The organism is Mesorhizobium sp. M1409, assembly GCF_040317535.1.
Lineage (GTDB): Bacteria > Pseudomonadota > Alphaproteobacteria > Rhizobiales > Rhizobiaceae > Mesorhizobium.
Map to the genome: position 1 here is coordinate 1 of NZ_JAMYKV010000044.1, position 21,814 is coordinate 21,814.

Consider the following 21,814-nt stretch of genomic DNA (forward strand, 5'->3'; position numbering starts at 1 on the left):
GACCAAGAGACCGATCCTCCCTCAATCAGATGGCCTTCATATATGAATAGATTTCCCCGGACAGCCCTGCCGTTTACGGGGAGAAGGTGGCACGAAGTGACGGATGAGGGGCGGCGCGACGCTTCCAAAGCTGGCTCTGCCCCTCATCTGCCTGCCGGCATCTTCTCCCCGTAAACGGGGCGAAGACCGCTACTCCACGATTCGGTAGATGTTCCACAGGCTGGTGCCCGACACGACGTAGGGCTCGATCTCCTTGCCCCATTTGGCGTGCGCGTCGATCTTGCTGATCTTGGCGAAGAACGCCTCCAACTGGGCCAGGCTCTCTACCTGGTGGTGCGACTCGACCGTCGCTTCCCGGGCGCCGATCGAACCGGTCATGATCTGGAATTCCAGCTCGGCGAGGCCGACCTGCGACCCGATCTCGCGTTCCCATTTCTTCAACAGGTCGAGCACGGTCTGCTTGTGTCCGAACTTGGCGTCGATCTGCCATCTGGCGCTGAACATTGTCTTCTCCTCCAGGGTTGCGGCCAGAGCATGATCTCGAAAAAGGGAAACCGGTTTTCGGAAAAGATCATGCCCCAGCACGGAAACAGAGCTATCCCGCTTCAATCGGGATGAATGAACAGGCTCTGCGGTTGACCTACTCGTCCCAGGCCTGCACGACGGTCTGCCGTGCAATCAGCCCATTCTTCAGCTCCAGCATCGCGGCGCAGAACACCTTGGTGCCGTCCGGATAGGCGCAGGCCTGGGTGAAGGCCAGGCTGTCGCCGTCGGCGATGGTGGTGTCGACCTTGTGGGTCATCGCCCGGCTGCAGATGTCGTCCCAGAATGTGCTGATCGCCGCGCGTCCACGAATCTCGCGCGGCTTGCTCGGCGGGTTGTTGCGGTCGATCACCCGCACCAGCGCGTCGTCGGCGTAGAAGCTCGACAGCATCCTGCCGTCACGGCTTTCGATCGCCTTCTTGATCGCCGCGCCATTCACCATTTGGGTCTTGGTCAGCATTTCATCCTCCATTGGCCCGTCTTCCGACCGGGCGGTTGATGGTCGAAGTGCTGCCCGGCGCTCATCGCCGGGCAGTGATTTCTTCACTGCGACTTGGCCTTGACGGCCGCGAACACGTCGCCGGTCTGCTTCTTGAAGGTCGTCAGATCGAACTGGCTGCCGTTGAGTATCGTCGACCAGTGGCGCACGATCGCCGCCATAGCCACCGCCTCCACGCGGTCCACCTCGGCCACGGCTCGCCCACCGGTCAGGAACTCCTCGATCAGGTTGGCTACCCGATCGACATCGCCGGTCCAGATCGGATGATCGCGCCCGGGAATCTCGACCAGCCGCGCATTCGGGATCTTTTTGGCCAGGTAGCGGCTGGCGTCAGGATCGACCCGCGCATCGTTGCGGCGATGAATGAGCAGCGTCGGCGCGCTGATCGCCGCCAGCACGCCGCGCACGTCGATCCCGGCGTTCATGCGCGCCAGCGCCGCCGCCGCCGTCGGGCTCGCCGACAATCGTTCGAAGCGTGCCCACCATTGGGCGAAATGCGCGTCGTCGACCCGGCTCGGCGCGAAATTGGGTAAAGTTGCGCCGGTACCCCAGGCTGTCTCCGCCATCTCGATGAAAGCATCGAGGCGTTCGGGCGACATCACCCATTTGTGGAAATGCGCATAGCCGCCATAGAGCGCCAGCGCCCGCGTCCGCTCCGGATACGTGGCGGCGAACAGCATCGCCATCGGCGCGCCTTCGGAGGCGCCGAGCAACGCTGCACGGCCGCTGCCGGCGGCGTCCATCACCGCGCGCACATCGTCCATCCGAGTTTCGAGACTGGGCAGGTGGTGGGCGTCGACTCGATCGGACAGACCGGTGCCGCGCTTGTCGAACAGGATCAGCCGCGAGAACGCCGAAAGCCGCCTCAGGAGCCTGGTATAACCTTCGTCTTCCCAGTGCAGGTCGAGGTTGGAAATGAAGCCCGGCACGAAGACGAGATCGAACGACCCCTGGCCGACCACCTGATAGGCGATCCGCACATCGCCGCTGTGGGCGTATCGGGTCTCGATCGGCCTCACGAGGTTTCCGCCCGGCCTGACGATTTCTGGTCGTCAACCATAGCAGAACAGCGTCGATCGCGGCAGTTTAAACTTTAGCGACAGCGAATATAGGCCGGCAAGACTCGACGGCTACTTTTGCGAGGCGGCGACGTCGGCGGGGAAGGCCTTGAGCCCGAGTTTGAGGTCGGCTTCAGCCGGGGTGATCGGCCGCTTGATCTTGACGGAGGCGGCCACCACCAACTCGTTGAAGTTCTCGGTGCCGGCGTCCAGCATTTGGAACAGTTGCAGCCGCATCCTCGGCTCCCAGAACTTGTTGATGTGCTCTGCGACGCCGGCAATGCCTTCCTCGCGTGGCTTGGAGTGGAAGAAATCGGCGATCTGGTTTGCCATGCGCACCAGCTTCTCGCGGGTGCTCATGATGTGTTCTTCGTCATGCGACATGCTTGGCAACTCCGCAAACCACCCGGCCGGGGTGGGTGAAAATATCAAAATCGTCGCCGCGAACCAGCGCCACCAGCGTCATGCCGGCCTCTTGCGCCGTGCGGATGGCAAGTGCGGTCGGCGCCGAGACGGCGATGATCAAGGCCGAGCCGATCGCCGCCGTCTTCTGCACCATTTCGACCGACACCCGCGACGTCACCACGACAGCACCGGATGCGCCATCGATGCCGGCCCTGGCAAGCGCGCCGGCCAGCTTGTCCAGCGCATTGTGACGGCCGACATCCTCGCGCGCCATGACGATGCCCTTGCCCGGTACATAGAAGCCGGCGGCGTGCACGGCTCCGGTCTCGGTGTGAAGCGGCTGCACTTTCGACAGAAGCTTGACCGAGCGAACGATATCGTCGGCATCAAGTGTAAGTTTCGACGCACCGACTTCGTCGACCGAGCGCATCGCTTCCTCGATCGATTCGATGCCGCAGAGCCCGCAGCCGACCGGGCCGGCCAGTCGTCTGCGCCGCGCCTCGAAGCGCGTGTTGGCGGTGTCCTTCAGCCTGATCTGGATGTCGATACCGGCGCCATGATCCTCGACCTCGATGGCCTCGATCTCCTCCGGCGTAGCAATGATGCCTTCGGTCAGCGAGAAGCCGAGCGCGAAATCCTCGAAATCGGCCGGGCTTGCCATCATCACCGCATGGGTCGTGCCGGCAAAGGAGAACGCCACCGGCGTCTCTTCCGGCACCATGCGGTCGGCAGCCGTCGTCCCGACCGCGCGGCGCGCCAGCCGCGATACCTGCGTCGTGGCTTTGCGACGCGCGCTCAAGACTATTCCGCCGCTTCCAGCTTCGCGATGCGACGGCTGTTGCGTGCCTGCTCGTCATAATCGCGCTGCCATTCCGACGGTCCGTTGGAGGCGCCGACCTGCACCGCCGTCACCTTGTATTCCGGACAATTGGTCGCCCAGTCCGAGAAGTCGGTCGTGATCACGTTGGCCTGCGTGTCCGGATGATGGAACGTCGTGTAGACGACGCCGGGCGACACCCTGTCGGTGATCAGCGCGCGCAGCGTCGTCTCGCCCGAGCGGCTGGTCAGCCGGACCCAGTCGCCGTCACGCAGTCCGCGATTCTCGGCATCGTGCGGGTGAATCTCCAGCCGGTCCTCGCCGTGCCACATGATGTTGTCGGTGCGCCTAGTCTGCGCGCCGACATTGTACTGCGACAGAATGCGGCCGGTGGTGAGCAGCAGCGGGAAGCGTGGCCCCGTCCTCTCGTCCGTCGCCACATATTCGGTGCGGATGAACTTGCCCTTGCCGCGCACGAACCCATCGATATGCATGATCGGGGTGCCGAGCGGCGCCTTCTCGTTGCAGGGCCATTGCACGGATCCGACACGGTCGAGCAATTCGAAGGAGACGCCGGCGAAGCTCGGCGTCGTCATCGCGATCTCGTCCATGATCTCGGAAGGATGCTGATAGTTCCAGTCCAGCCCGATCGCGCGGGCAAGCTCCTGCGTCGCCTCCCAATCGGCGTAGCGCGCCTTCGGCTCCAGAACCTTGCGCACCATGTTGATGCGACGCTCTGCGTTGGTGAAGGTGCCGTCCTTCTCCAGGAAGGTCGAGCCCGGCAGGAAGACATGCGCGTAGTTCGCCGTCTCGTTGAGGAAGAGGTCGTGCACGACGACGCATTCCATCGCGGCGAGGCCGGCTGCGACATGCTTGGTGTCGGGGTCGGACTGAAGAATGTCCTCTCCCTGGATGTAGATACCCTTGAAGCTGCCGTCGACGGCGGCATCCAGCATGTTGGGAATGCGCAGGCCGGGTTCGTCGTCCAGCTTCACCCCCCACAGGGTCTCATAGATGTCGCGCACGGCTTCGCCGGAGATATGGCGATAGCCGGGCAGTTCGTGCGGGAAGGAGCCCATGTCGCAGGAGCCCTGGACATTGTTCTGGCCGCGCAGCGGGTTCACGCCGACGCCTGGCCGGCCGATATTGCCGGTGGCCATGGCGAGGTTGGCGATCGCCATCACCGTGGTTGAGCCCTGACTGTGTTCCGTCACGCCCAGGCCGTAATAGATCGCGCCGTTGCCGCCGGTAGCGTAGAGACGCGCAGCACCACGGATAAGTTCGGGATCGACGCCGGACAGCTTGCCGACGGTTTCGGGGCTGTTTTCCGGCAAGGCGACGAAGGATGCCCAATCCTGGAATTCCGTCCAGTCGCAGCGTTCGCGGATGAAGGCTTCGTCGAACAGGCCTTCGGTGACGATGACATGCGCCAGGGCCGTCAGCACGGCCACATTGGTGCCGGGCTTCAGCGGCAGGTGATAATCCGCTTCGATATGTGCCGACTTGACCATCTCGGTGCGGCGCGGATCGAGCACGATCAGCTTGGCGCCCTGGCGCAGCCGCTTCTTCAGTCGCGAGGCGAATACCGGGTGGGCCGAGGCGGGATTGGCACCGATGACGACGGCGACGTCGGTGTAATCGACGGAGTCGAAATCCTGCGTGCCGGCCGAGGTGCCATATGTCTGGCCGAGCCCGTAGCCCGTTGGCGAATGGCAGACGCGCGCGCAGGTGTCGACATTGTTGTTGCGGAAGCCCTGCCGCACCATCTTCTGGACGAGGTAGGTTTCCTCGTTGGTGCAGCGCGACGAGGTGATGCCGCCGATCGCGGTGCGTCCGTACTGATACTGGATGCGGCGGAATTCCTTTGCCGTATGGGCGATCGCCTCTTCCCAGCTCACTTCGCGCCACGGATCTGTGATCTTTTCGCGGATCATCGGCGACAGGATGCGGTCCTTGTGGGTGGCGTAGCCATAGGCGAAACGGCCCTTCACGCAGGAATGGCCGTGGTTCGCCTTGCCCTCCTTGTAGGGCATCATGCGAATAACCTCGTCGCCCTTCACTTCGGCCTTGAACGAACAGCCGACGCCGCAATAGGCGCAGGTGGTGACAGCCGAGCGTTCCGGCAGGCCCTTGGCAAGCACCGTCTTCTCGCGCAGCGCATCGGTCGGACAAGCCTGCACGCAGGCACCGCAGGACACGCATTCCGAATCGATGAATGCCTCATGCATGCCCGCCGAGACCCTGGATTCGAAACCACGGCCCTCGATGGTCAGCGCGAAGGTACCCTGGACCTCCTCGCAGGCCCGCACGCAGCGCGAGCAGACGATGCATTGCGAGGCGTCATAGGTGAAATAGGGATTGGATTCGTCGCGCGCGATATAATCGACCGCCAGCGAGCCATGGCCGGGCGCCACGCCGTCTTCCGGCTTGACGTGGTTGCGACCCTCGATGCCGTAGCGGTTCTCGGTCAGCCCGATCGACTTCGCCACCGCATCGAATTCGCTGGCGCCGGTTCCGGCCTTTTCGTTCCAGCCGGTCGGATGGTCGGAGACGTAGAGTTCCATGACGCCGCGGCGAATGGCGTCGAGCCGCTCTGTCTGCGTACGCACCACCATGCCCTCGCCGACGGGTGTCGTGCAGGATGCCGGCGTGCCGCCGCGCCCTTCGATCTCGACGAGGCAGACACGGCACGAACCGAAGGAGTCCAGCATGTCGGTGGCGCAAAGCTTCGGGATCTCGACCCCGCCTTCCATCGCGGCACGCATGATCGAGGTGCCTTCCGGGACGGTGATGCTGCGGCCGTCGACATTCAGCGTGACCCGCTTCTGCGCCTTCGATTCCGGGGTTCCATAGTCGATCTCTTCGACGAGGGATGGGAAGTCGGCCTTGATGTTCATCTGCCAGCTCCTATTCAGCAGCCACGCGCACGGGCGCAGGCTTGAAGTCGTCGGGGAAATGGGTGATCGAGCTCATGACAGGGTAGGGCGTGAAGCCGCCCAGTGCGCAGAGCGAACCAAACTTCATCGTGTTGCAGAGGTCGGTGACCAGAGCGAGGTTCTTCTCCGGTTCGATGCCCGCGGCAATTCTGTCGATGGTCTCGACGCCGCGCGTCGAGCCGATGCGGCACGGCGTGCACTTGCCGCAACTTTCGATGGCGCAGAACTCCATGGCGAAGCGCGCTTGTTTCAGCATGTCGGCGGTGTCGTCGAACACCACGATGCCGGCATGGCCGATCAGCCCGTCCTTGGCCGCGAAGGCCTCATAATCGAATGGCGTGTCGAACAGCGCGCGCGGGAAATAGGCGCCGAGAGGTCCGCCGACCTGCACCGCCTTGACCGGGCGCCCGGTGGCCGTGCCGCCGCCGATCTCGTCGACGATCTCGCCCAGCGTCATGCCGAAAGCGGCTTCGAACAGGCCGGCATATTTGACATTGCCCGCGATCTGGATCGGAATCGTGCCGCGCGAGCGGCCCATGCCGAAATCCTTGTAGAAGGTCGCACCCTTGTCCATGATGACAGGCACCGAGGCCAGCGAGATGACGTTGTTGATCACCGTCGGCTTGCCGAACAGCCCCTTGTGAGCCGGCAGCGGTGGTTTTGCCCGAACCATGCCGCGCTTGCCTTCGAGCGAGTCCAGCAGCGCCGTCTCCTCGCCGCAGACATAGGCGCCTGCGCCAACCCGGATCTCCATGTCGAAAGCATAGGCCGAACCCAGCACGCTGGCGCCAAGAACACCGGCCTTGCGGGCGATCTCGACGGCCTTGTTCATCACCGCCACCGCATGCGGATATTCCGAGCGGACATAGACGAAACCCTTGGTCGCGCCCGTGGCAATTCCGGCGATCGTCATGCCTTCGATCAGCACGAAGGGATCCCCCTCCATGATCATGCGGTCGGCGAAGGTGCCCGAGTCGCCTTCGTCGGCGTTGCAGACAATGTATTTGCGGTCGCCTGATGTATCGAGCACCGTCTTCCACTTGATGCCGGTCGGGAAGCCGGCGCCACCGCGCCCGCGCAGTCCGGATTCGGTCACTTGGGCGACAATGGCGGCAGGCGTCAGTCCCAACGCATTCGTCAGTCCATTCAACCCGCCATGTTTCTTGTAGGATTCGAGCGAAAGCGGATCCGTGACGCCGCAACGTGCGAAGGTCAGCCGCGTCTGCTTGGCCAGGAAGGGGATTTTGTCAGGCGCGCCCAGCCAGCGCTTGTGATGGCCGCCGGTGAGGAAGCCGCCGTCGAACAGGCTTTTGACGTCGGACGGCTTGACCGGTCCATAGGCGACGCGGCCGTTGGAGGTCGCCACTTCGACCATCGGTTCGAGGAAATAAGCCCCGCGCGAGCCGTTGCGCACGATCTTGGCTTCGATGCCGCGTTCGGCAAGCTCACTTGCAATCGCCTTGGCGACTTTTTCGGCACCCAGCGCCAGCGCGCCGGAATCGCCGGGAATGTAGATACGCGGGATCATGAGCGCACCTCGGCAACGATCTCGTCGAGCTTTTCGTCATCGAGCCGCCCGATCACCTGGCCATCGAGCATTGCGGCGGGCGAACAGGCGCACAGGCCCAGACAATAGACCGGCTCCAGCGTCACCGAACCATCGCCGGTCGTCTCATGGAAGCCGATGCCAAGCAACTGCTTCAGTTTGGCGGCGATGGCGTCCGAACCCATCGACTGGCAGGATTCCGCCCGGCAGAGCTTCAGCACATGCCGGCCGGCCGGATGGCTGCGATAATCATGGTAGAAGGTGACGACGCCGTGCACCTCGGCCCTGGAGATATTCAGCGCCTCGGCGATGACCGGCAGCGCATCCTTGGGCACATGGCCGAACTCCTCCTGGATGCCGTGAAGGATCGGCAGCAGCGGGCCTTCGAGGCCCTTCAGCTCCTGGATGATCGCGGCCGTGCGCGATGTGATCTCGGTACTTGCAGGCTGCATCGTCACGCAGCGCCCTCCCTGGTCGATAGCTTTTTATCGCTAAGTCGTTACAAAATCAGAGGAAACCCGCTCAATCAATAAAGCTGTTTCGTTACTCGATAGAAAATTTCTATCGAGCTCGGTCATCCAGCATTGTTTAGCCTAGCGGTGGGCGTGGAAATCGTCCGCCAGCGCCATTGCCTCGTCCAACAGCGCCGAGACCAGCGGCGTGTGAGGTTCGCGAGGCGCCGCCACCAGGCCGACCGTGTGGCTGGCGTCCGGTTCGACAATCGGGATGGCGCGGATCGGCTCGGAAAAGCCGAATGTTTCCGCAAGGTTGAGCGGCATGATCGACGACCATTTGCCGGTGCGGATATGCGAAAACAGCACGATCATCGAGTTGGATTCCAGCGTCGGCCGCACCTGCACGCCGGCTTCGGCCAGATGCTGGTCGATGATGCGGCGATTCTGCATATCAGGCGTCAACAGGCACAGAGGCAGGCTTGAGAGCTCCGCCCATGTCACTTTGTCGCGATCGGAATAGGGATTTCCCATCGCGGTGATCAGTTGATAGCGCTCGTCGTAGAGCGGCACGCTGGTGACCCGCCCCAGCGGCTCATTGTCGAGATAGGTGATGCCGGCATCGATGTCGAAATTGCCGAGCAGCGACAGCACCTCGATCGAGGTCCGCGACAGCACCGAGAAGGTGACGCCCGGATGCTTTGCCCGGAACGGCGTCGTCAGCCGCGCCACCATGGCCAACGCCGTCGGGATGGCGGCGATGCGGATGCGGCCCGACAGACCGTAGCGCGCGGCGCGCATCTCCTCGCGCATGGTGCGGGTGTCGCCGACGATGCGGCGCGCCCAGGCCAACACCTGCTTGCCCTCCGGCGTCAGTCCCTGGAAGCGCGAGCCGCGCAAAACCAGCATCACACCGAGCTGGCCCTCCAGCTGCTTGATGCCGGCCGACAGCGTCGGCTGGGTCACGCCGCACAATTCCGCCGCCCGGCCAAAATGCTCCTCCCTGGCCAGCGCGATGAAGAATTCCAGCTTGTCGATCATGCGATCTTTCCGGTCGTTCGGCGCAAGGTCGGGGAAATTGCGTTTCATCGCAAGCGCCATGCGCAATTGGCCTGCATCCACATCTTTAAGCCGGCTACCTGTTCCCCCCGGCTGAATGCGGCGCTATGTGAATGAAACCTGGGAGATCGACCATGCTGGGCTGGTTCCGCAAGCTTTTGCCGCGCGAAGATCGCTTCTTCGAACTGTTCGAACGACATTCCCGCACCGTGGTCGGTGGCGCCGAGGCACTGGAGCAGCTTCTCCAGGGCAAGGACATCGACCGCTGGGGCCAGAAAATCATCGATCTCGAGGACGAGGCCGACCATATCACCGCGGAAGTCCTGCTGGCGGTGCGGCGCTCCTTCATCACGCCTTTCGATCGCGGCGACATAAAGGACCTGATCCAGTCGATGGATGATGCCATCGACATGATGCACAAGACCGTCAAGACGGTGAAGCTGTTCGAAAAAAGGGAATTCGACCCGCTGATGCAGGAAATGGGCGGCATCATCGTCGCCGCCGCCAAGCTGGTGGCCGAGGCGATCCCGCTGCTCAGCAAGGTCGGGGCGCACACGGTGCGCCTCAATGCCATCGCCGAAGAGGTCATGCGCGTCGAAAGCCGGGCCGACGATCTGCACGAGCAAGGGCTGAAGGATCTCTTCAGGAAGCACGGCCGCAGCGACCCGATGGCCTACATGATCGGCAGCGAGATCTATGGCGAGCTGGAAAAGGTGGTCGACCGCTTCGAGGACGTCGCCAACGAGATCAGCGGCATCGTCATTGAGAATGTCTAGGTGATGGAAGCCACCATCGCCTTTCCCGTGCTGGTCGGCCTCGTCGCCGTCGCGCTGTTCTTCGATTTTCTCAACGGCCTGCACGACGCGGCCAACTCCATCGCCACCATCGTCTCCACCCGCGTGCTGAGGCCGCAATATGCGGTGTTGTGGGCGGCCTTCTTCAATTTCATCGCCTTCATGTTCTTCGGCCTCCACGTCGCCGAGACAGTGGGAAAGGGCATCGTCGACGTCAGCATCGTCACCCCGGCTGTGATCTTTGCAGCCCTTGTCGGCGCCATCGTCTGGAACATCGTCACCTGGATCGCCGGCATCCCGTCGAGCAGCTCGCATGCGTTGATCGGCGGTCTGGTCGGCGCCGGTGTGGCAAAGGCAGGCGTCGGTGCCATCGTCTGGACGGGACTCGGCAAGACTGTCGCCGCGATCGTCGTTTCGCCGGCGACCGGCTTTATCCTGGCGCTTGTCCTGATCCTCGCCGTTTCCTGGCTCTTCGTGCGCCAGACGCCATTCGCCGTCGACAGCTCCTTCCGCGTCCTGCAGTTCTTTTCCGCCTCGCTCTATTCGCTCGGGCACGGCGGCAATGACGCCCAGAAGACCATGGGCATCATCGCCGTGCTGCTCTATTCGCAAGGCATGCTCGGCGCGACGTTCTATGTGCCGCTATGGGTCGTCCTCACTTGTCAGTCGGCGCTGGCGCTCGGCACCCTGTTCGGCGGCTGGCGCATCGTCCACACCATGGGCTCCAAGATCACCCGGCTGAACCCGATGCAGGGATTTTGCGCCGAGACCGGTGGCGCGATCACGCTGTTTGCCGCCACCTGGCTCGGGGTTCCCGTTTCGACCACGCACACCATCACCGGTGCCATCATCGGCGTCGGCGCCGCCCGCCGCGTCTCGGCGGTGCGCTGGGGCATTGCCAGCAACATCGTCATTGCCTGGATCGTCACCTTGCCGGCGACCGCTGTGATTTCGGCGCTCACCTATCTGGCGGTTGGGCTGGCGAGGTGACGTGAAGACATCTACCTGTCCACAAGGTTCAGGATGTTGCCGTCTGGATTCTTGAACCAGGCGACTTTCATTCCGGAGCCGACATGGATATCGCCCTCCAGTGTCAAGCCCGGCATCTCATAGTGCTCGAAGCTGACGCCCTTCGACTTCAGCGCCTTGACGACATTGCCGATCTCGTCGCCAACGGTCCACGTCACCGCTGTTGCCTTGTTGGTTCCGGCATATTGGGAATGATAGACGTTGATGGCTGTGTCGCCGCTTTTATACACGATCAGTTCACCGCCCTCATCGTGCACCTGCTCCAGGCCAAGCGTTCCCTCATAGAAAGCCTTGGCTTTCGCGAGATCCTTCACCGCGAGGTTGGCCGTTGCGTTGAAGTTTGCGAGCATGATGATCTCCTTCCCTGGTTGTCGTGCTCACCATGGTCATGCAGATAGGTCGCACCGGCAGATTGGCGACCGTCGACTTTATGGAATGATCGGCCACTTTGGCCGCCGTTTTCCGCGGATGCGTTCGGTCGGCGATCAGACAGGCTTCATCGTTTTTCCGGGCACGCCGAGGCACCTGTTGCTCCACGCCTTGGTTCTGTCCGGAAACTGCATTATCTGAAGCCCTGAACCGTCCAAGGAAAAAATCATGTCCGCCGTCCAGCAGAACGTCACCAAGGAAATCGTCATCGAGCGCCTGAAGACGGTCAACGGGCCGGATTTCACCGGCAACATCGTCGACCTCGGCATGGTTTCGGAGATTTTCATCGCCGACGGGAAGGTCTTCTTCTCGATTACCGTTCCCGCCGCCCGCGCCCAGGAAATGGAGCCGCTGCGTGCCGCGGCGGAACGTGTCGTCAAGGCGATCCCCGGTGTCGCCAGCGCCGTCGTCGCGCTGACGGCCGAAAAGAAGGGCGGCGGCATGGAGGCGCCGGTTCCGTCGCGCCCCGCACCCAGGCCGGCTCCGCCCGCTGCTGCCACGCCGCGTGCTGCGCCGCACGCGCCTGCCTCGCACAGTTCGGGAAAGCGCGGCGTGCCCGGTATCGAGGCAATCATCGCGGTTGCCTCCGGCAAGGGCGGCGTCGGCAAGTCGACCACCGCCGTCAACATCGCGCTTGGCCTCGCCGCCAACGGCCTGCGCGTCGGCGTGCTCGATGCCGACATCTACGGCCCATCCATGCCGCGGCTGCTCAACATCCATGGCAGGCCGCAGACCGTCGACGGCAAGATCCTGAAACCGATGGAGAATTACGGCCTGAAGGTGATGTCGATGGGCTTCCTCGTCGATGAGGAAACGCCGATGATCTGGCGCGGCCCGATGGTGATGTCGGCACTGACGCAGATGCTGCGCGAGGTCGAGTGGGGCCGGCTCGACGTGCTCGTCGTCGACATGCCGCCCGGCACCGGCGACGCGCAGCTGACCATGGCCCAGCAGGTGCCGCTGGCCGGCGCCGTCATCGTCTCGACGCCGCAGGACCTTGCTCTCATCGACGCGCGAAAAGGCCTCAACATGTTCAAGAAGGTCGATGTGCCGTTGCTCGGCATCGTCGAGAACATGAGCTATTTCATCGCTCCCGACACCGGCAAGCGCTATGACATTTTCGGCCATGGCGGCGCCCGCCGCGAGGCCGAGCGCCTCGGCGTCACCTTCCTCGGCGAAGTGCCGCTCGAGATGGGCATACGCGAAAGCTCGGATGCCGGTACGCCGGTGGTCATCTCGAAGCCCGACGGCGCCGAAGCGAAAATCTACCGCGACATTGCTTCGAAGGTTTGGGACCGGGTCAACGAAGAGCGTGGTGCGGCTGCTGCCGCCGTGCCGAGTATTGTGTTCGAGTAGGTTTCCGCTCGGTCGACGCCAACCCTAAACAAGCCCAAGCATTGTTCAGGCAGGCCTCAGCCTAAGCCGCGCCGACCTTCTCGCCGAAGCTGGAAAAAAACTGTCCGGCGAGTTTCTTCGAGGTCGATTCGATCAGCCGGCTGCCGAGCTGGGCGATCTTGCCGCCGACGTCGGCCTTGGCGGCGTATTTCAGCACCGTGGTATCCGGTCCATCTGATGTCAGCGTCACGTCGGCGCCGCCCTTGGCGAAGCCGGCAATGCCGCCCTTGCCCTCGCCCTGGATGGTGTAGGAGTGCGGCGGCTTCAGGTTCTTCAGCGTCACTTCGCCGTTGAACGTCGCCTTGATCGGTCCGATCTTCACCACCACGGTCGCCGCCATTTCGGTCGGCGATTTCATCTCCAGGCTCTGGCAGCCGGGAATGGTCGCCTTCAAGACCTCGGGATCGTTCAGCGCTTCCCACACTTTTTGCAGGGGAGCGGCAATGCGCTCCTCGCCTTCGATCACCAAAGCCATGAAAACCTCCCGGACAAGACTGAATGAAGCCCTAACGCACGGCTGGGTGCGTGTCTATCACACCAAAGTCCGGTTGCGACCGCACGCCCTCTTGCCTGCTCTCGCGCGTTGCCATATCGATTTGTCTTACAAATACGGAGACCACCAATGGCAGGCGCCCCCACCACTAAGAAAAAATTTCGCTCGCAGGAGTGGTTCGACAATCCCGACAATCCGGGCATGACGGCGCTCTATCTCGAGCGCTACCTGAATTACGGACTGACACGCGCCGAACTGATGTCCGGCAAGCCGCTGATCGGCATCGCCCAGACCGGCTCCGATCTTTCGCCCTGCAACCGGCATCATATCGAACTTGCCAAGCGCGTGCGCGAAGGCATCGTCTCGATGGGCGGCATTCCTTTCGAATTTCCCTGCCATCCGATCCAGGAGACCGGCAAGCGCCCGACCGCCGCTCTTGACCGTAACCTTGCCTATCTCGGCCTGGTCGAAGTGCTTTACGGCTATCCGCTCGATGGCGTCGTGCTCACCATCGGTTGCGACAAGACGACGCCGGCCCTGCTGATGGCGGCCGCCACCGTTAACATCCCGGCGATCGCGCTGTCGGTCGGCCCGATGCTCAATGGCTGGCACAAGGGCAAGCGCACCGGCTCCGGCACCATCGTCTGGGAATCGCGCCAGCGGCTATCGGCCGGCGAGATCGGCTATGACGAGTTCATGGATATCGTCGCCTCGTCGGCGCCGTCCACCGGCTATTGCAACACCATGGGCACCGCCACGACGATGAACTCTCTGGCCGAGGCGCTTGGCATGCAATTGCCTGGCTCGGCCGCCATTCCCGCACCGTACCGCGAGCGCGGCCAGATTTCCTATGAGACGGGAAAGCGCATTGTCGAGATGGTGCACGAGGATCTGAAGCCGTCCGACATCATGACGCGCCAGGCCTTCGAGAACGCCATCGTCGTCAACTCGGCCATTGGCGGCTCGACCAATGCACCGATCCATCTCAATGCGATTGCCCGCCATCTCGGCGTGCCGCTCGACAATGACGACTGGCAGAAGGTCGGGCTCAAGATCCCGCTCATCGTCAATCTGCAGCCGACCGGCGAATATCTCGGCGAGGATTATCACCACGCGGGCGGCGTGCCGGCCGTTGTGGCCGAATTGATGAAGGGCGGATTGCTGCCTTTCCCCGAAGCCATCACCGTTAACGGCAAATCGATCGGCGACAACTGCGAAGGGGTGGTCAACGAGAACATCGAAGTTATCCGCACCGTGGCCGAGCCGTTGAAAGCCAATGCCGGCTTCATCAACCTGAGGGGCAATCTGTTCGATTCGGCGATCATGAAGACCAGCGGCATCTCGCCGGAGTTCCGCGAGCGCTATTTGTCCAACCCCAGGGATCCCGAGGCTTTCGAAGGCAACGCCATGGTTTTCGACGGGCCGGAAGACTACCACGCCCGCATCGACGATCCGGCGCAAGGCATCGACGAACACACCATCCTGTTCATGCGCGGCGCTGGCCCGGTCGGCTATCCCGGCGGTGCCGAGGTCGTCAACATGCAGCCGCCGGCATACCTCATCAAGAAGGGCATCCACGCGCTTGCCTGCATCGGTGACGGTCGCCAGTCGGGCACGTCTGGTTCGCCGTCGATCCTCAACGCCTCGCCGGAAGCGGCGATCGGCGGCGGGCTGGCGCTGCTGAAGACGGGCGACCGTGTCCGCGTCGACCTGCGCAAGGGCACGGCCGATATCCTCGTCACGGATGACGAGATCACCCGCCGCCGCGCCGAACTGCAGAACAATGGCGGGTATCACTATCCCAAGCACCAGACGCCCTGGCAGGAGATCCAGCGTGGCATGGTCGCGCAGTTCTCGGAGGGAATGGTGCTGGAGCCGGCGGTGAAATACCAGGACGTCGCGCACACCAGCGGCGTTCCGAGGGATAATCACTGATTATTCCGGGATAATCACCGATTGTTCCAAGGGATAATCATCAATTATTCCTGCCGACAATCACAGGCGCTGCATCGACGACTGGCGGCCTGATCAATCAGGCCGCCAGTTCCGACCAGAAGGTCGAGAACGGTCACCATCCTTGACAAGTCCGCGCGATGTATCCACCATCATGACAAGGGGTGCATCGCGACGACCCCGTGAGGCGTCAGCCCAACGTTCGCGTCCAGGCTTCTCTTCCAGGAGGTGGACGCCATGCCGTCAACAACCGCTATCACTGTACCGCAATTATCCCGTCTGATCGGGCTGCCGGGTGCGCCGGTGATCATCGATGTTCGCATAGACGAAGATTTCGACGCCGATCCGCGCCTGTTGCCCGCTTCGTGCCGGCGCGATTTCAAAACCGTTTCGACCTGGGCGCCCGCGTTCGCCGGCAAGCCGGTGGCCATCGTTTGCCAGAAAGGGCGGAAACTCTCGCAAGGGGTAGCCGCCTGGCTGCGCCATGAGGGAATCACCGCCGAATCCCTTGAAGGCGGCTTTGAAGCCTGGCGCGATGCCGGGGGGCTTCTGGTCCGCACCGACAGATTGCCGCCGCGCGACGAAAAGGGTCGCACTATATGGGTGACGCGGACACGCCCGAAGGTCGACCGCATCGCTTGCCCCTGGCTGATCCGGCGTTTCGTCGATCCTCACGCGATCTTCCTGTTTGTCGAGGCGGCCGAAGTGCCTGATGTGGCCGACCGCTTTCAGGCCGTGCCTTTCGACATCGACAATGTGTTCTGGAGCCATCGCGGCGAACGCTGCACCTTCGACACGATGATCGAGGAGTTCGGACTGGAGTCCGAGGCGCTCGATCGCCTTGCCGTAATCGTGCGCGCGGCGGACACCGCAAGGCTCGATCTGGTGCCCCAGGCCGCCGGCTTTCTGGCTGCCTCGCTTGGCCTGTCGCGTATGTTCCGCGACGACCTGGAGCAACTGGAAGCAGGCATGCTGCTCTACGACGCATTCTTCCGCTGGTGTCGCGACGCCACTGAAGAAACGCACAACTGGCCGGCCGCCGGGACGGGTAAACCGACATGAGCGCTCTTGTACCGGCGGATGCGGCGGGAGACGTGCCGGTTCCGGCTGCGCCGACCTTCACCGAAGCCACGAAGGTCTGGGCGAAGATCGGACTGCTCAGCTTCGGCGGACCGGCCGGGCAGATCGCGCTGATGCACAAGGAACTGGTCGAGGAGCGGCGCTGGATCGGCGAGCAGCGTTTCTTGCATGCGCTGAATTACTGCATGCTGCTGCCTGGGCCGGAAGCCCAGCAACTCGCCATCTACATCGGCTGGCTGCTGCACAGGACGGCCGGTGGCCTTGTCGCCGGCATCCTGTTCGTCGTGCCGGGCGCGCTGGTCATGCTCGTCTTGAGCAGCCTTTACGTGCTCTACGGCGACATGCCGCTCGTCGAAGCGCTGTTTTTCGGGGTGAAGGCGGCGGTGCTCGCCATTGTCATCGAGGCAGTGATCCGGATCGGGCGGCGTGCCCTGAAGAACCGCGTCACGGTGTCGATCGCGGTCGCGGCGTTCATCGCCATCTATGCGTTGAATGTGCCTTTCCCGCTCATCGTCCTGCTCGCCGGCCTGACTGGATGGCTGGGAGACCGCGTTGCTCCCGGCCTGTTTTCCGGCTCCGCCCATGGCAAGGGCGATGTTGGCGACTTCAAGGGAGCGGTCGACCTGATGTTCGAACGCGGCGAACTGGCCCATGTCGAGCCGACCAGATGGCATGCACCGCGCACCGTCGCGATCTGGCTGCCGCTGTGGCTTGGGCCCGTTCTTGTGATCTGGTGGTTCACCGGCTCTGCAAGCGTCTGGACCGAGATAGGGGGGTTCTTCAGCCTGATGGCTGTCGTCACCTTCGGTGGCGCCTATGCGGTCCTCGCCTATGTCGCACAGGCAGCCGTCCAGTCCTTCGGCTGGCTCGCCCCCGGTGAAATGGTCGATGGTCTTGGGCTTGCCGAAACGACGCCAGGTCCGCTCATCCTGGTGTTGCAGTTTGTCGGCTTCATCGCCGCGTTCCGCCACGCCGGGTCGCTGGACCCGTTGCTTGCCGGATCGCTGGGGGCGTTGCTTACCCTGTGGGTAACGTTCACGCCCTGCTTCTTCTGGATATTCCTCGGCGCGCCCTATATCGAGGCCCTGCGCGGCAACAAGGCATTGTCGGCCGCACTGGGCGCGATCACCGCCGCTGTTGTCGGCGTCATCATGAATCTCGCTCTATGGTTTGCCTTGCATGTCATCTTCCACGAAGTCCGCAACATCGGCCTTGGCATGAATGTGCCGGTGCTTTCGTCGATCGACTGGCGCGCGGCACTGCTTTCCGTTGCCGCTATGATCGCCATCCTGAAACTGAAACTCGGAATGCTGCCAACGCTTGCCGCGTCTGCTCTTGCCGGTGTCTTGTTGCTGGCGGCGGGGGGATAATGCCATCCCCTTTTGTAATCCGCTTGCGAACCACCTAATTGGTTGGAAACGGATTGGAACCCATGGCGGGACGACGCTCTTCTCTCGGCTTCCTCGGAATGTTCGGCCGCTCGAGCGACTTGAGGCAGCTCGACGCCGCATTGCGTGGCGCCGACCTGCATCCTGCCCTTGTGCCGGAGGGCGTGAAACTGACCATCGTCAATCTGATGAAGGATCGCTGGCCCGACGAGCCGCCCGGCCAGGCCTATGCGGAAGTGGCGCAACTGTTCAGCTATTGCGTTGCCGGGCCCGAAATCTTCGAAAGCTCCCACGGCTTGCAGCAGCGGCAGGACGTGGAGCGCCGGGTCGAGGCCGCGGTGCAGGCCGGCGACAGCTTCGATGCGCAAATCGTATTGATGGCGCTGCACGCCAAGCTGATCGATGCCGAGGTCGTCGAGCGCTACGGGCTGAGCGCCGAATAACTGTTCCGGCGAGCGTTCCTTACCCGCCCATGCTGCCGCGCGGCAGTTTGATCATTTCGCCAAAGCGGGCGCGCAGCCGGTCGTCGATCTGCTTAGGCACATGGCGCGGAAAGCGCTCGGCAAGCACGCGCTTCTTCTCGATGATCGCCCGCTGCAAGATGTCGGGCCGGCCCTTCTCGTTCCATTCCTTGGGAGAAAAGCGATCGCCGACGGCGGGATAAAAATACTCCGTCTGCATCAGCCGCAGCGTCTGTTCGTTGCCGAGATAGTGGCCCGGACCCTTCAGGCAGACATCGGCGATGGTGTCGATCGACAGCGCTTCGTCGGTCACCTCGATGCCGCGCACACAGCGCAGGCAGTGGCCGAGCATGTCGTTGTCGATGATCAGGCTTTCGAGGCAAAAGCCGAGCAGCGAGGCGTGCATACCAGCCGATTCATAGACGAGATTGAGCCCGGCGAGACCGGCCATCACGTCGGTGATGCCCTTTTCGTAGCCGGACTGGATATCGGGCAATTTCGAATCCGTCATGCCGGCGGCCGAGCCGCCCGGCAAATCGTAGTATTGCGCCATCTGCGCGCAGGCCGCCGTCAGCACCGCCTGCTCGGCCGAACCGCCGGACATGGCGCCGGTGCGCAGATCCGACACGAACGGCCATGTGCCGAAGATCGCCGGATGCCCTGGCTTGATGGCGTTGACATAGACGAGACCAGCCAGCACTTCGGCTACCGCCTGCACCACGGCACCCGCAATCGCCGCCGGCGCCGTGGCGCCTGCCTGACCGGCCGAGAGCAGCAGAATCGGGATGCCGCCCTCGACACAGGCCTCGAGCACGCCGCAGGCGTCCTCGGCGAATTTCATCGGCGGCACGACGAAGCAGTTGGAGTTCGACACGAAAGGCCGGGCGCGGAAGTTTTCCTCGCCGCCGGCAATAGCATAAAGCATCTCCAGCGCCGGCTGCACATTCTCGCGCACCGTAAACGAGGTGCCGACATGCTTCGACGTGCCCATCACGCAGGCATAGAGCGTGTTGAAGTCCATTTCGAGCGGATCGGGAATGTCGCGCGGCACCATCGGGCGCTGGAAGAAATGGATGTTGTCGAGCCCTTCGACGAGGCGGGCGGCGTCATAGATGTCCTGCAGCAGCGACTCTCGATATTCGCGCTTCTCGACATCAACCAGATGCACGGCGGCTCCCGCCGTGCCGTAATGCACGCGCTTGCCCTTGATCAGCATATCGTGCTTGGGGTCCTGCCCGTGCAGGGTGAAATGCCGTGCCGCCTTCTTGATCGTCTCGAGCACGAGCCCGCGCGGGAAGCGGATGCGCCCATCGTCGCCATAGGTGGCGCCGGCCTCGGTCAAGGCTTCGATGCAGGAGGGAATGGCATTGGCGAAACCGACCGTTTCCAGGAGCGTCAGCACCGCTTCGTGGATGCGTTCCTGGTCGTTCTGGGTCAGCGGTCCGTAGCTGCCGCCTTCGAGGCCGGCGCGCACCGGCTTGATGTCGTCGGCCAAGGGCGCTGCCCGCATGGCGCGGCGCGCTTCGCGCCCGCCGGAGCGACGCGAACGTTGATCCGCCGCCGCTTCCTGCTTTTCAAGAACTGACATGGAGACACTCCAACTTTCCGAGAAGCAGGGCGCGGCGGTTGGTCCACCATCGGCTGCTTCTTCCCCTTATGTCTCCGACTATGCCGCCGGCATTGGCCCAGACTATGGGCCAGTCGGTCCGGTTGCATATGCCAGAGCTAATGGAGTCGGAGCCGCGCCTGCGCGGCCCCAGGGGGATGGCGATGGATCAGGCGGCCGCGGGCCTGCGTCCGGCGGCGGTGGCCAGTTCGCGGATGCCCGGCTCGATGTGCTGCAGCGCGATCGATGAGATGCCCAGCCGCATGAAACGCGAAGGCTTGTCAGTGCGATCGAAGAACCGGTCGCCCGGTTCTATGATGACGCTGCGCGAGGCTGCTGCCTCGGCCAGTCCGCGCGCATCGGTGCCACGCGGCCCTTCGAGCCACAGCGATGTGCCGCCGGCCGAATCGGTCGAGCGCCATTCCGGCAGGAAGGCGGAAATCGCATGGACCAGACGCTTGCGGCGCTCGTCGAAGGCCGACGACAGCCGCCGCACAAGCGCCTCGTGATGGCCGAGCGACAGGAAGAGCGCTACGGCGCGCTGGTTGTTGGCCGGCGGATGGCGCAGCATGAAGCGGCGTAGCGCCCTGAGTTCGGAGATCAGGCCAGCCGAAGCAACGATGTAGCCGAGCCGCAGGCCCGGAGCCAGCGTCTTCGACATCGAGCCGACATAGACGACACGGCCTGAGCGATCGAGGCTCTTCAGAGCCTGCTGCGGTGCTTCGTCGAGAAGCTGGCTGTCATAGCCGTCCTCGATGATGATCTGGTTGTAGCGGTTGGCCCGCGCCAGAAGATCCTGCCGCCGTTCCGCCGACAGCGGCACCATGGTCGGGCAATGATGGCTGGGCGTGACGAAGACGAACCCGGAATCATTGGGAATAGAAGCGGTTACGATGCCGGACTGGTCGACCGGCACCGGCTCTATCTCGGCGCCCGCAAGGCGGAAGATCGAGCGTGCGTCGGGGTAGCCGGGATCCTCCATCGCCACCTTGGAGCCCTTGGACATCAGCAGCGTCGCCAGCATGTAGAGTGCGTTCTGGGCGCCCAGCGTGACGATGATCTCGTCGGGATTGGCGAAGATGCCGCGCCGCGGCAGCAGCCGCGCCTGGATCTGCTCGATCAGCAGCGGATCGTCGCGGTCGACCATGTCGGACGCCCAGTTGCGGATTTCGAGCACGGCCAGCGCCATGCGGTTGCACTCGCGCCACTCGGCGGTCGGGAACAGCGCCGGGTCGAACTGGCCGTAGACGAAGGGGTAGGACGACTTGATCCAGTTCTCGTGCTTGGCCGGCGGCGGCATGTCGCTGGCGGCGATCTTGCGGCGTGCCTTCCAGTCGATCTCATTGGCCTGATCGGGCGCCTTCTGGTGTGGCTTGGCAGGCGTTGCCAGCACATCGGGATTGACGAAATGACCACGCCGCTCGCGCGCCACCAGGAAGCCCTGGTCGACCAGCTGCTGGAACGCCAGCACCACGGTTCCGCGCGCCACGCCGAGTTTTTCGGCCAGGATACGGCACGAAGGAAGCGGCATCGAAGCGGCGATCTGGCGGTCGAGAATGGCGGCCACGATGGCTTGGCGGATCTGTGCCTGCAGGGTCTGGCCCGATTCCGCCGAAATCCGGAACAGGCCGGACCATATGGCCGTGTCGTTACGCTGTGGCATGGGAGATGTTCCTCGATGGCCAGCCTTTTTCGCTTGGCTGGACCAGCCGAACGTAACCGTGGCACAAGGGGTTGCGCCAATCAATTTTTCTGATCGTTGGGATTTATGCCAGTGATCCTTCACGCCATTTTGATGCTGCGCTGCACCATCGCGGGGTGACGCGGCGCCTCATCCCGGCGATGACTTCGTGCGTCATCGCTGCGCATTG

At 63.3% G+C, this 21,814-nt stretch carries 20 protein-coding genes; 7 read left to right on the forward strand and 13 right to left on the reverse strand.

The window, feature by feature from the left end; genetic code table 11:
* Window positions 1–189: 189 nt before the first annotated feature.
* The 9 genes from NKG99_RS26825 to NKG99_RS26865 all read right to left on the reverse strand — a co-directional run bounded on the left by NKG99_RS26825 (window position 190) and on the right by NKG99_RS26865 (window position 9,297).
* Window positions 190–504, reverse strand: a complete 315-nt coding sequence (locus tag NKG99_RS26825) for a hypothetical protein (protein WP_352872010.1) — start codon at window positions 502–504, stop codon at window positions 190–192.
* A gap of 136 nt (window positions 505–640) precedes the next feature.
* On the reverse strand, window positions 641–1,003 hold the full coding sequence (locus NKG99_RS26830; protein WP_352872012.1) for a nuclear transport factor 2 family protein: 363 nt from the start codon (window positions 1,001–1,003) through the stop codon (window positions 641–643).
* An 83-nt stretch (window positions 1,004–1,086) separates the two neighbouring features.
* Window positions 1,087–2,061, reverse strand: coding sequence for an alpha/beta fold hydrolase (locus NKG99_RS26835; RefSeq protein WP_352872014.1), 975 nt, complete (start codon window positions 2,059–2,061; stop codon window positions 1,087–1,089).
* A gap of 111 nt (window positions 2,062–2,172) precedes the next feature.
* Window positions 2,173–2,484: a formate dehydrogenase subunit delta gene (locus NKG99_RS26840; RefSeq protein WP_352872016.1), complete on the reverse strand. Its 312-nt coding sequence runs from the start codon at window positions 2,482–2,484 to the stop codon at window positions 2,173–2,175.
* The gene (gene fdhD / locus NKG99_RS26845; RefSeq protein ID WP_352872017.1) at window positions 2,474–3,304 is read right to left on the reverse strand and encodes a formate dehydrogenase accessory sulfurtransferase FdhD; all 831 of its coding nucleotides are present in this window, start codon (window positions 3,302–3,304) and stop codon (window positions 2,474–2,476) included. Before fdhD ends, NKG99_RS26840 begins: the two co-directional genes overlap by 11 nt.
* A gap of 2 nt (window positions 3,305–3,306) precedes the next feature.
* Entirely contained in the window at window positions 3,307–6,219 is a 2,913-nt protein-coding gene (gene fdhF, locus NKG99_RS26850; protein WP_352872018.1) for a formate dehydrogenase subunit alpha, read from the reverse strand.
* A 10-nt stretch (window positions 6,220–6,229) separates the two neighbouring features.
* Window positions 6,230–7,786, reverse strand: coding sequence for a formate dehydrogenase beta subunit (locus tag NKG99_RS26855; RefSeq protein ID WP_352872019.1), 1,557 nt, complete (start codon window positions 7,784–7,786; stop codon window positions 6,230–6,232).
* Window positions 7,783–8,256, reverse strand: coding sequence for a formate dehydrogenase subunit gamma (locus NKG99_RS26860; RefSeq protein WP_502911017.1), 474 nt, complete (start codon window positions 8,254–8,256; stop codon window positions 7,783–7,785). The genes NKG99_RS26855 and NKG99_RS26860 overlap by 4 nt, the downstream gene beginning before the upstream one ends.
* A gap of 141 nt (window positions 8,257–8,397) precedes the next feature.
* Complete coding sequence (locus tag NKG99_RS26865; RefSeq protein ID WP_352872069.1) at window positions 8,398–9,297, reverse strand: LysR family transcriptional regulator; 900 nt, start codon at window positions 9,295–9,297, stop codon at window positions 8,398–8,400.
* A gap of 152 nt (window positions 9,298–9,449) precedes the next feature.
* Here NKG99_RS26865 and NKG99_RS26870 point away from each other — a divergent pair, with 152 nt between their 5' ends.
* Window positions 9,450–10,091 (forward strand): DUF47 family protein, encoded by a 642-nt coding sequence (locus tag NKG99_RS26870; RefSeq protein ID WP_352872022.1) that lies wholly within the window; start codon window positions 9,450–9,452, stop codon window positions 10,089–10,091.
* Window positions 10,092–10,094: 3 nt separating this feature from the next.
* Window positions 10,095–11,099, forward strand: a complete 1,005-nt coding sequence (locus tag NKG99_RS26875) for an inorganic phosphate transporter (protein ID WP_352872070.1) — start codon at window positions 10,095–10,097, stop codon at window positions 11,097–11,099.
* A gap of 11 nt (window positions 11,100–11,110) precedes the next feature.
* Here NKG99_RS26875 and NKG99_RS26880 read toward each other — a convergent pair whose 3' ends face one another.
* The gene (locus NKG99_RS26880) at window positions 11,111–11,488 is read right to left on the reverse strand and encodes a VOC family protein (protein WP_352872023.1); all 378 of its coding nucleotides are present in this window, start codon (window positions 11,486–11,488) and stop codon (window positions 11,111–11,113) included.
* A gap of 247 nt (window positions 11,489–11,735) precedes the next feature.
* Between NKG99_RS26880 and NKG99_RS26885 the strand changes: the two genes are divergently transcribed.
* On the forward strand, window positions 11,736–12,923 hold the full coding sequence (locus NKG99_RS26885; protein WP_352872024.1) for an Mrp/NBP35 family ATP-binding protein: 1,188 nt from the start codon (window positions 11,736–11,738) through the stop codon (window positions 12,921–12,923).
* Between the two features lie 61 nt (window positions 12,924–12,984).
* On the opposite strand, the gene NKG99_RS26890 is transcribed toward NKG99_RS26885, so the two are convergent.
* A complete protein-coding gene (locus NKG99_RS26890) occupies window positions 12,985–13,437 on the reverse strand; it encodes an SRPBCC family protein (RefSeq protein WP_352872025.1) in 453 nt (150 codons plus the stop codon).
* 147 nt (window positions 13,438–13,584) lie between these two features.
* Between NKG99_RS26890 and NKG99_RS26895 the strand changes: the two genes are divergently transcribed.
* The 4 genes from NKG99_RS26895 (at window position 13,585) to NKG99_RS26910 (ending at window position 18,319) form a co-directional block, all read left to right on the forward strand.
* Window positions 13,585–15,390, forward strand: coding sequence for an IlvD/Edd family dehydratase (locus tag NKG99_RS26895; protein WP_352872027.1), 1,806 nt, complete (start codon window positions 13,585–13,587; stop codon window positions 15,388–15,390).
* 255 nt (window positions 15,391–15,645) lie between these two features.
* Window positions 15,646–16,470, forward strand: coding sequence for a chromate resistance protein ChrB domain-containing protein (locus NKG99_RS26900; protein ID WP_352872071.1), 825 nt, complete (start codon window positions 15,646–15,648; stop codon window positions 16,468–16,470).
* The gene (chrA, locus tag NKG99_RS26905) at window positions 16,467–17,858 is read left to right on the forward strand and encodes a chromate efflux transporter (protein WP_352872028.1); all 1,392 of its coding nucleotides are present in this window, start codon (window positions 16,467–16,469) and stop codon (window positions 17,856–17,858) included. Before NKG99_RS26900 ends, chrA begins: the two co-directional genes overlap by 4 nt.
* 62 nt (window positions 17,859–17,920) lie before the next feature.
* Window positions 17,921–18,319, forward strand: coding sequence for a hypothetical protein (locus NKG99_RS26910; RefSeq protein WP_352872030.1), 399 nt, complete (start codon window positions 17,921–17,923; stop codon window positions 18,317–18,319).
* Window positions 18,320–18,338: 19 nt separating this feature from the next.
* Here the strand turns inward: NKG99_RS26910 and NKG99_RS26915 are convergent, their stop codons facing one another.
* Both NKG99_RS26915 and pdxR read right to left on the reverse strand, forming a co-directional pair.
* Window positions 18,339–19,925 carry a trimethylamine methyltransferase family protein gene (locus NKG99_RS26915; RefSeq protein WP_352872031.1) on the reverse strand — a complete coding sequence of 529 codons (1,587 nt, stop codon included), beginning with the start codon at window positions 19,923–19,925 and terminating at the stop codon, window positions 18,339–18,341.
* A 187-nt stretch (window positions 19,926–20,112) separates the two neighbouring features.
* A complete protein-coding gene (gene pdxR, locus NKG99_RS26920; RefSeq protein WP_352872033.1) occupies window positions 20,113–21,606 on the reverse strand; it encodes a MocR-like pyridoxine biosynthesis transcription factor PdxR in 1,494 nt (497 codons plus the stop codon).
* Between the last annotated feature and the right edge of the window lie 208 nt (window positions 21,607–21,814).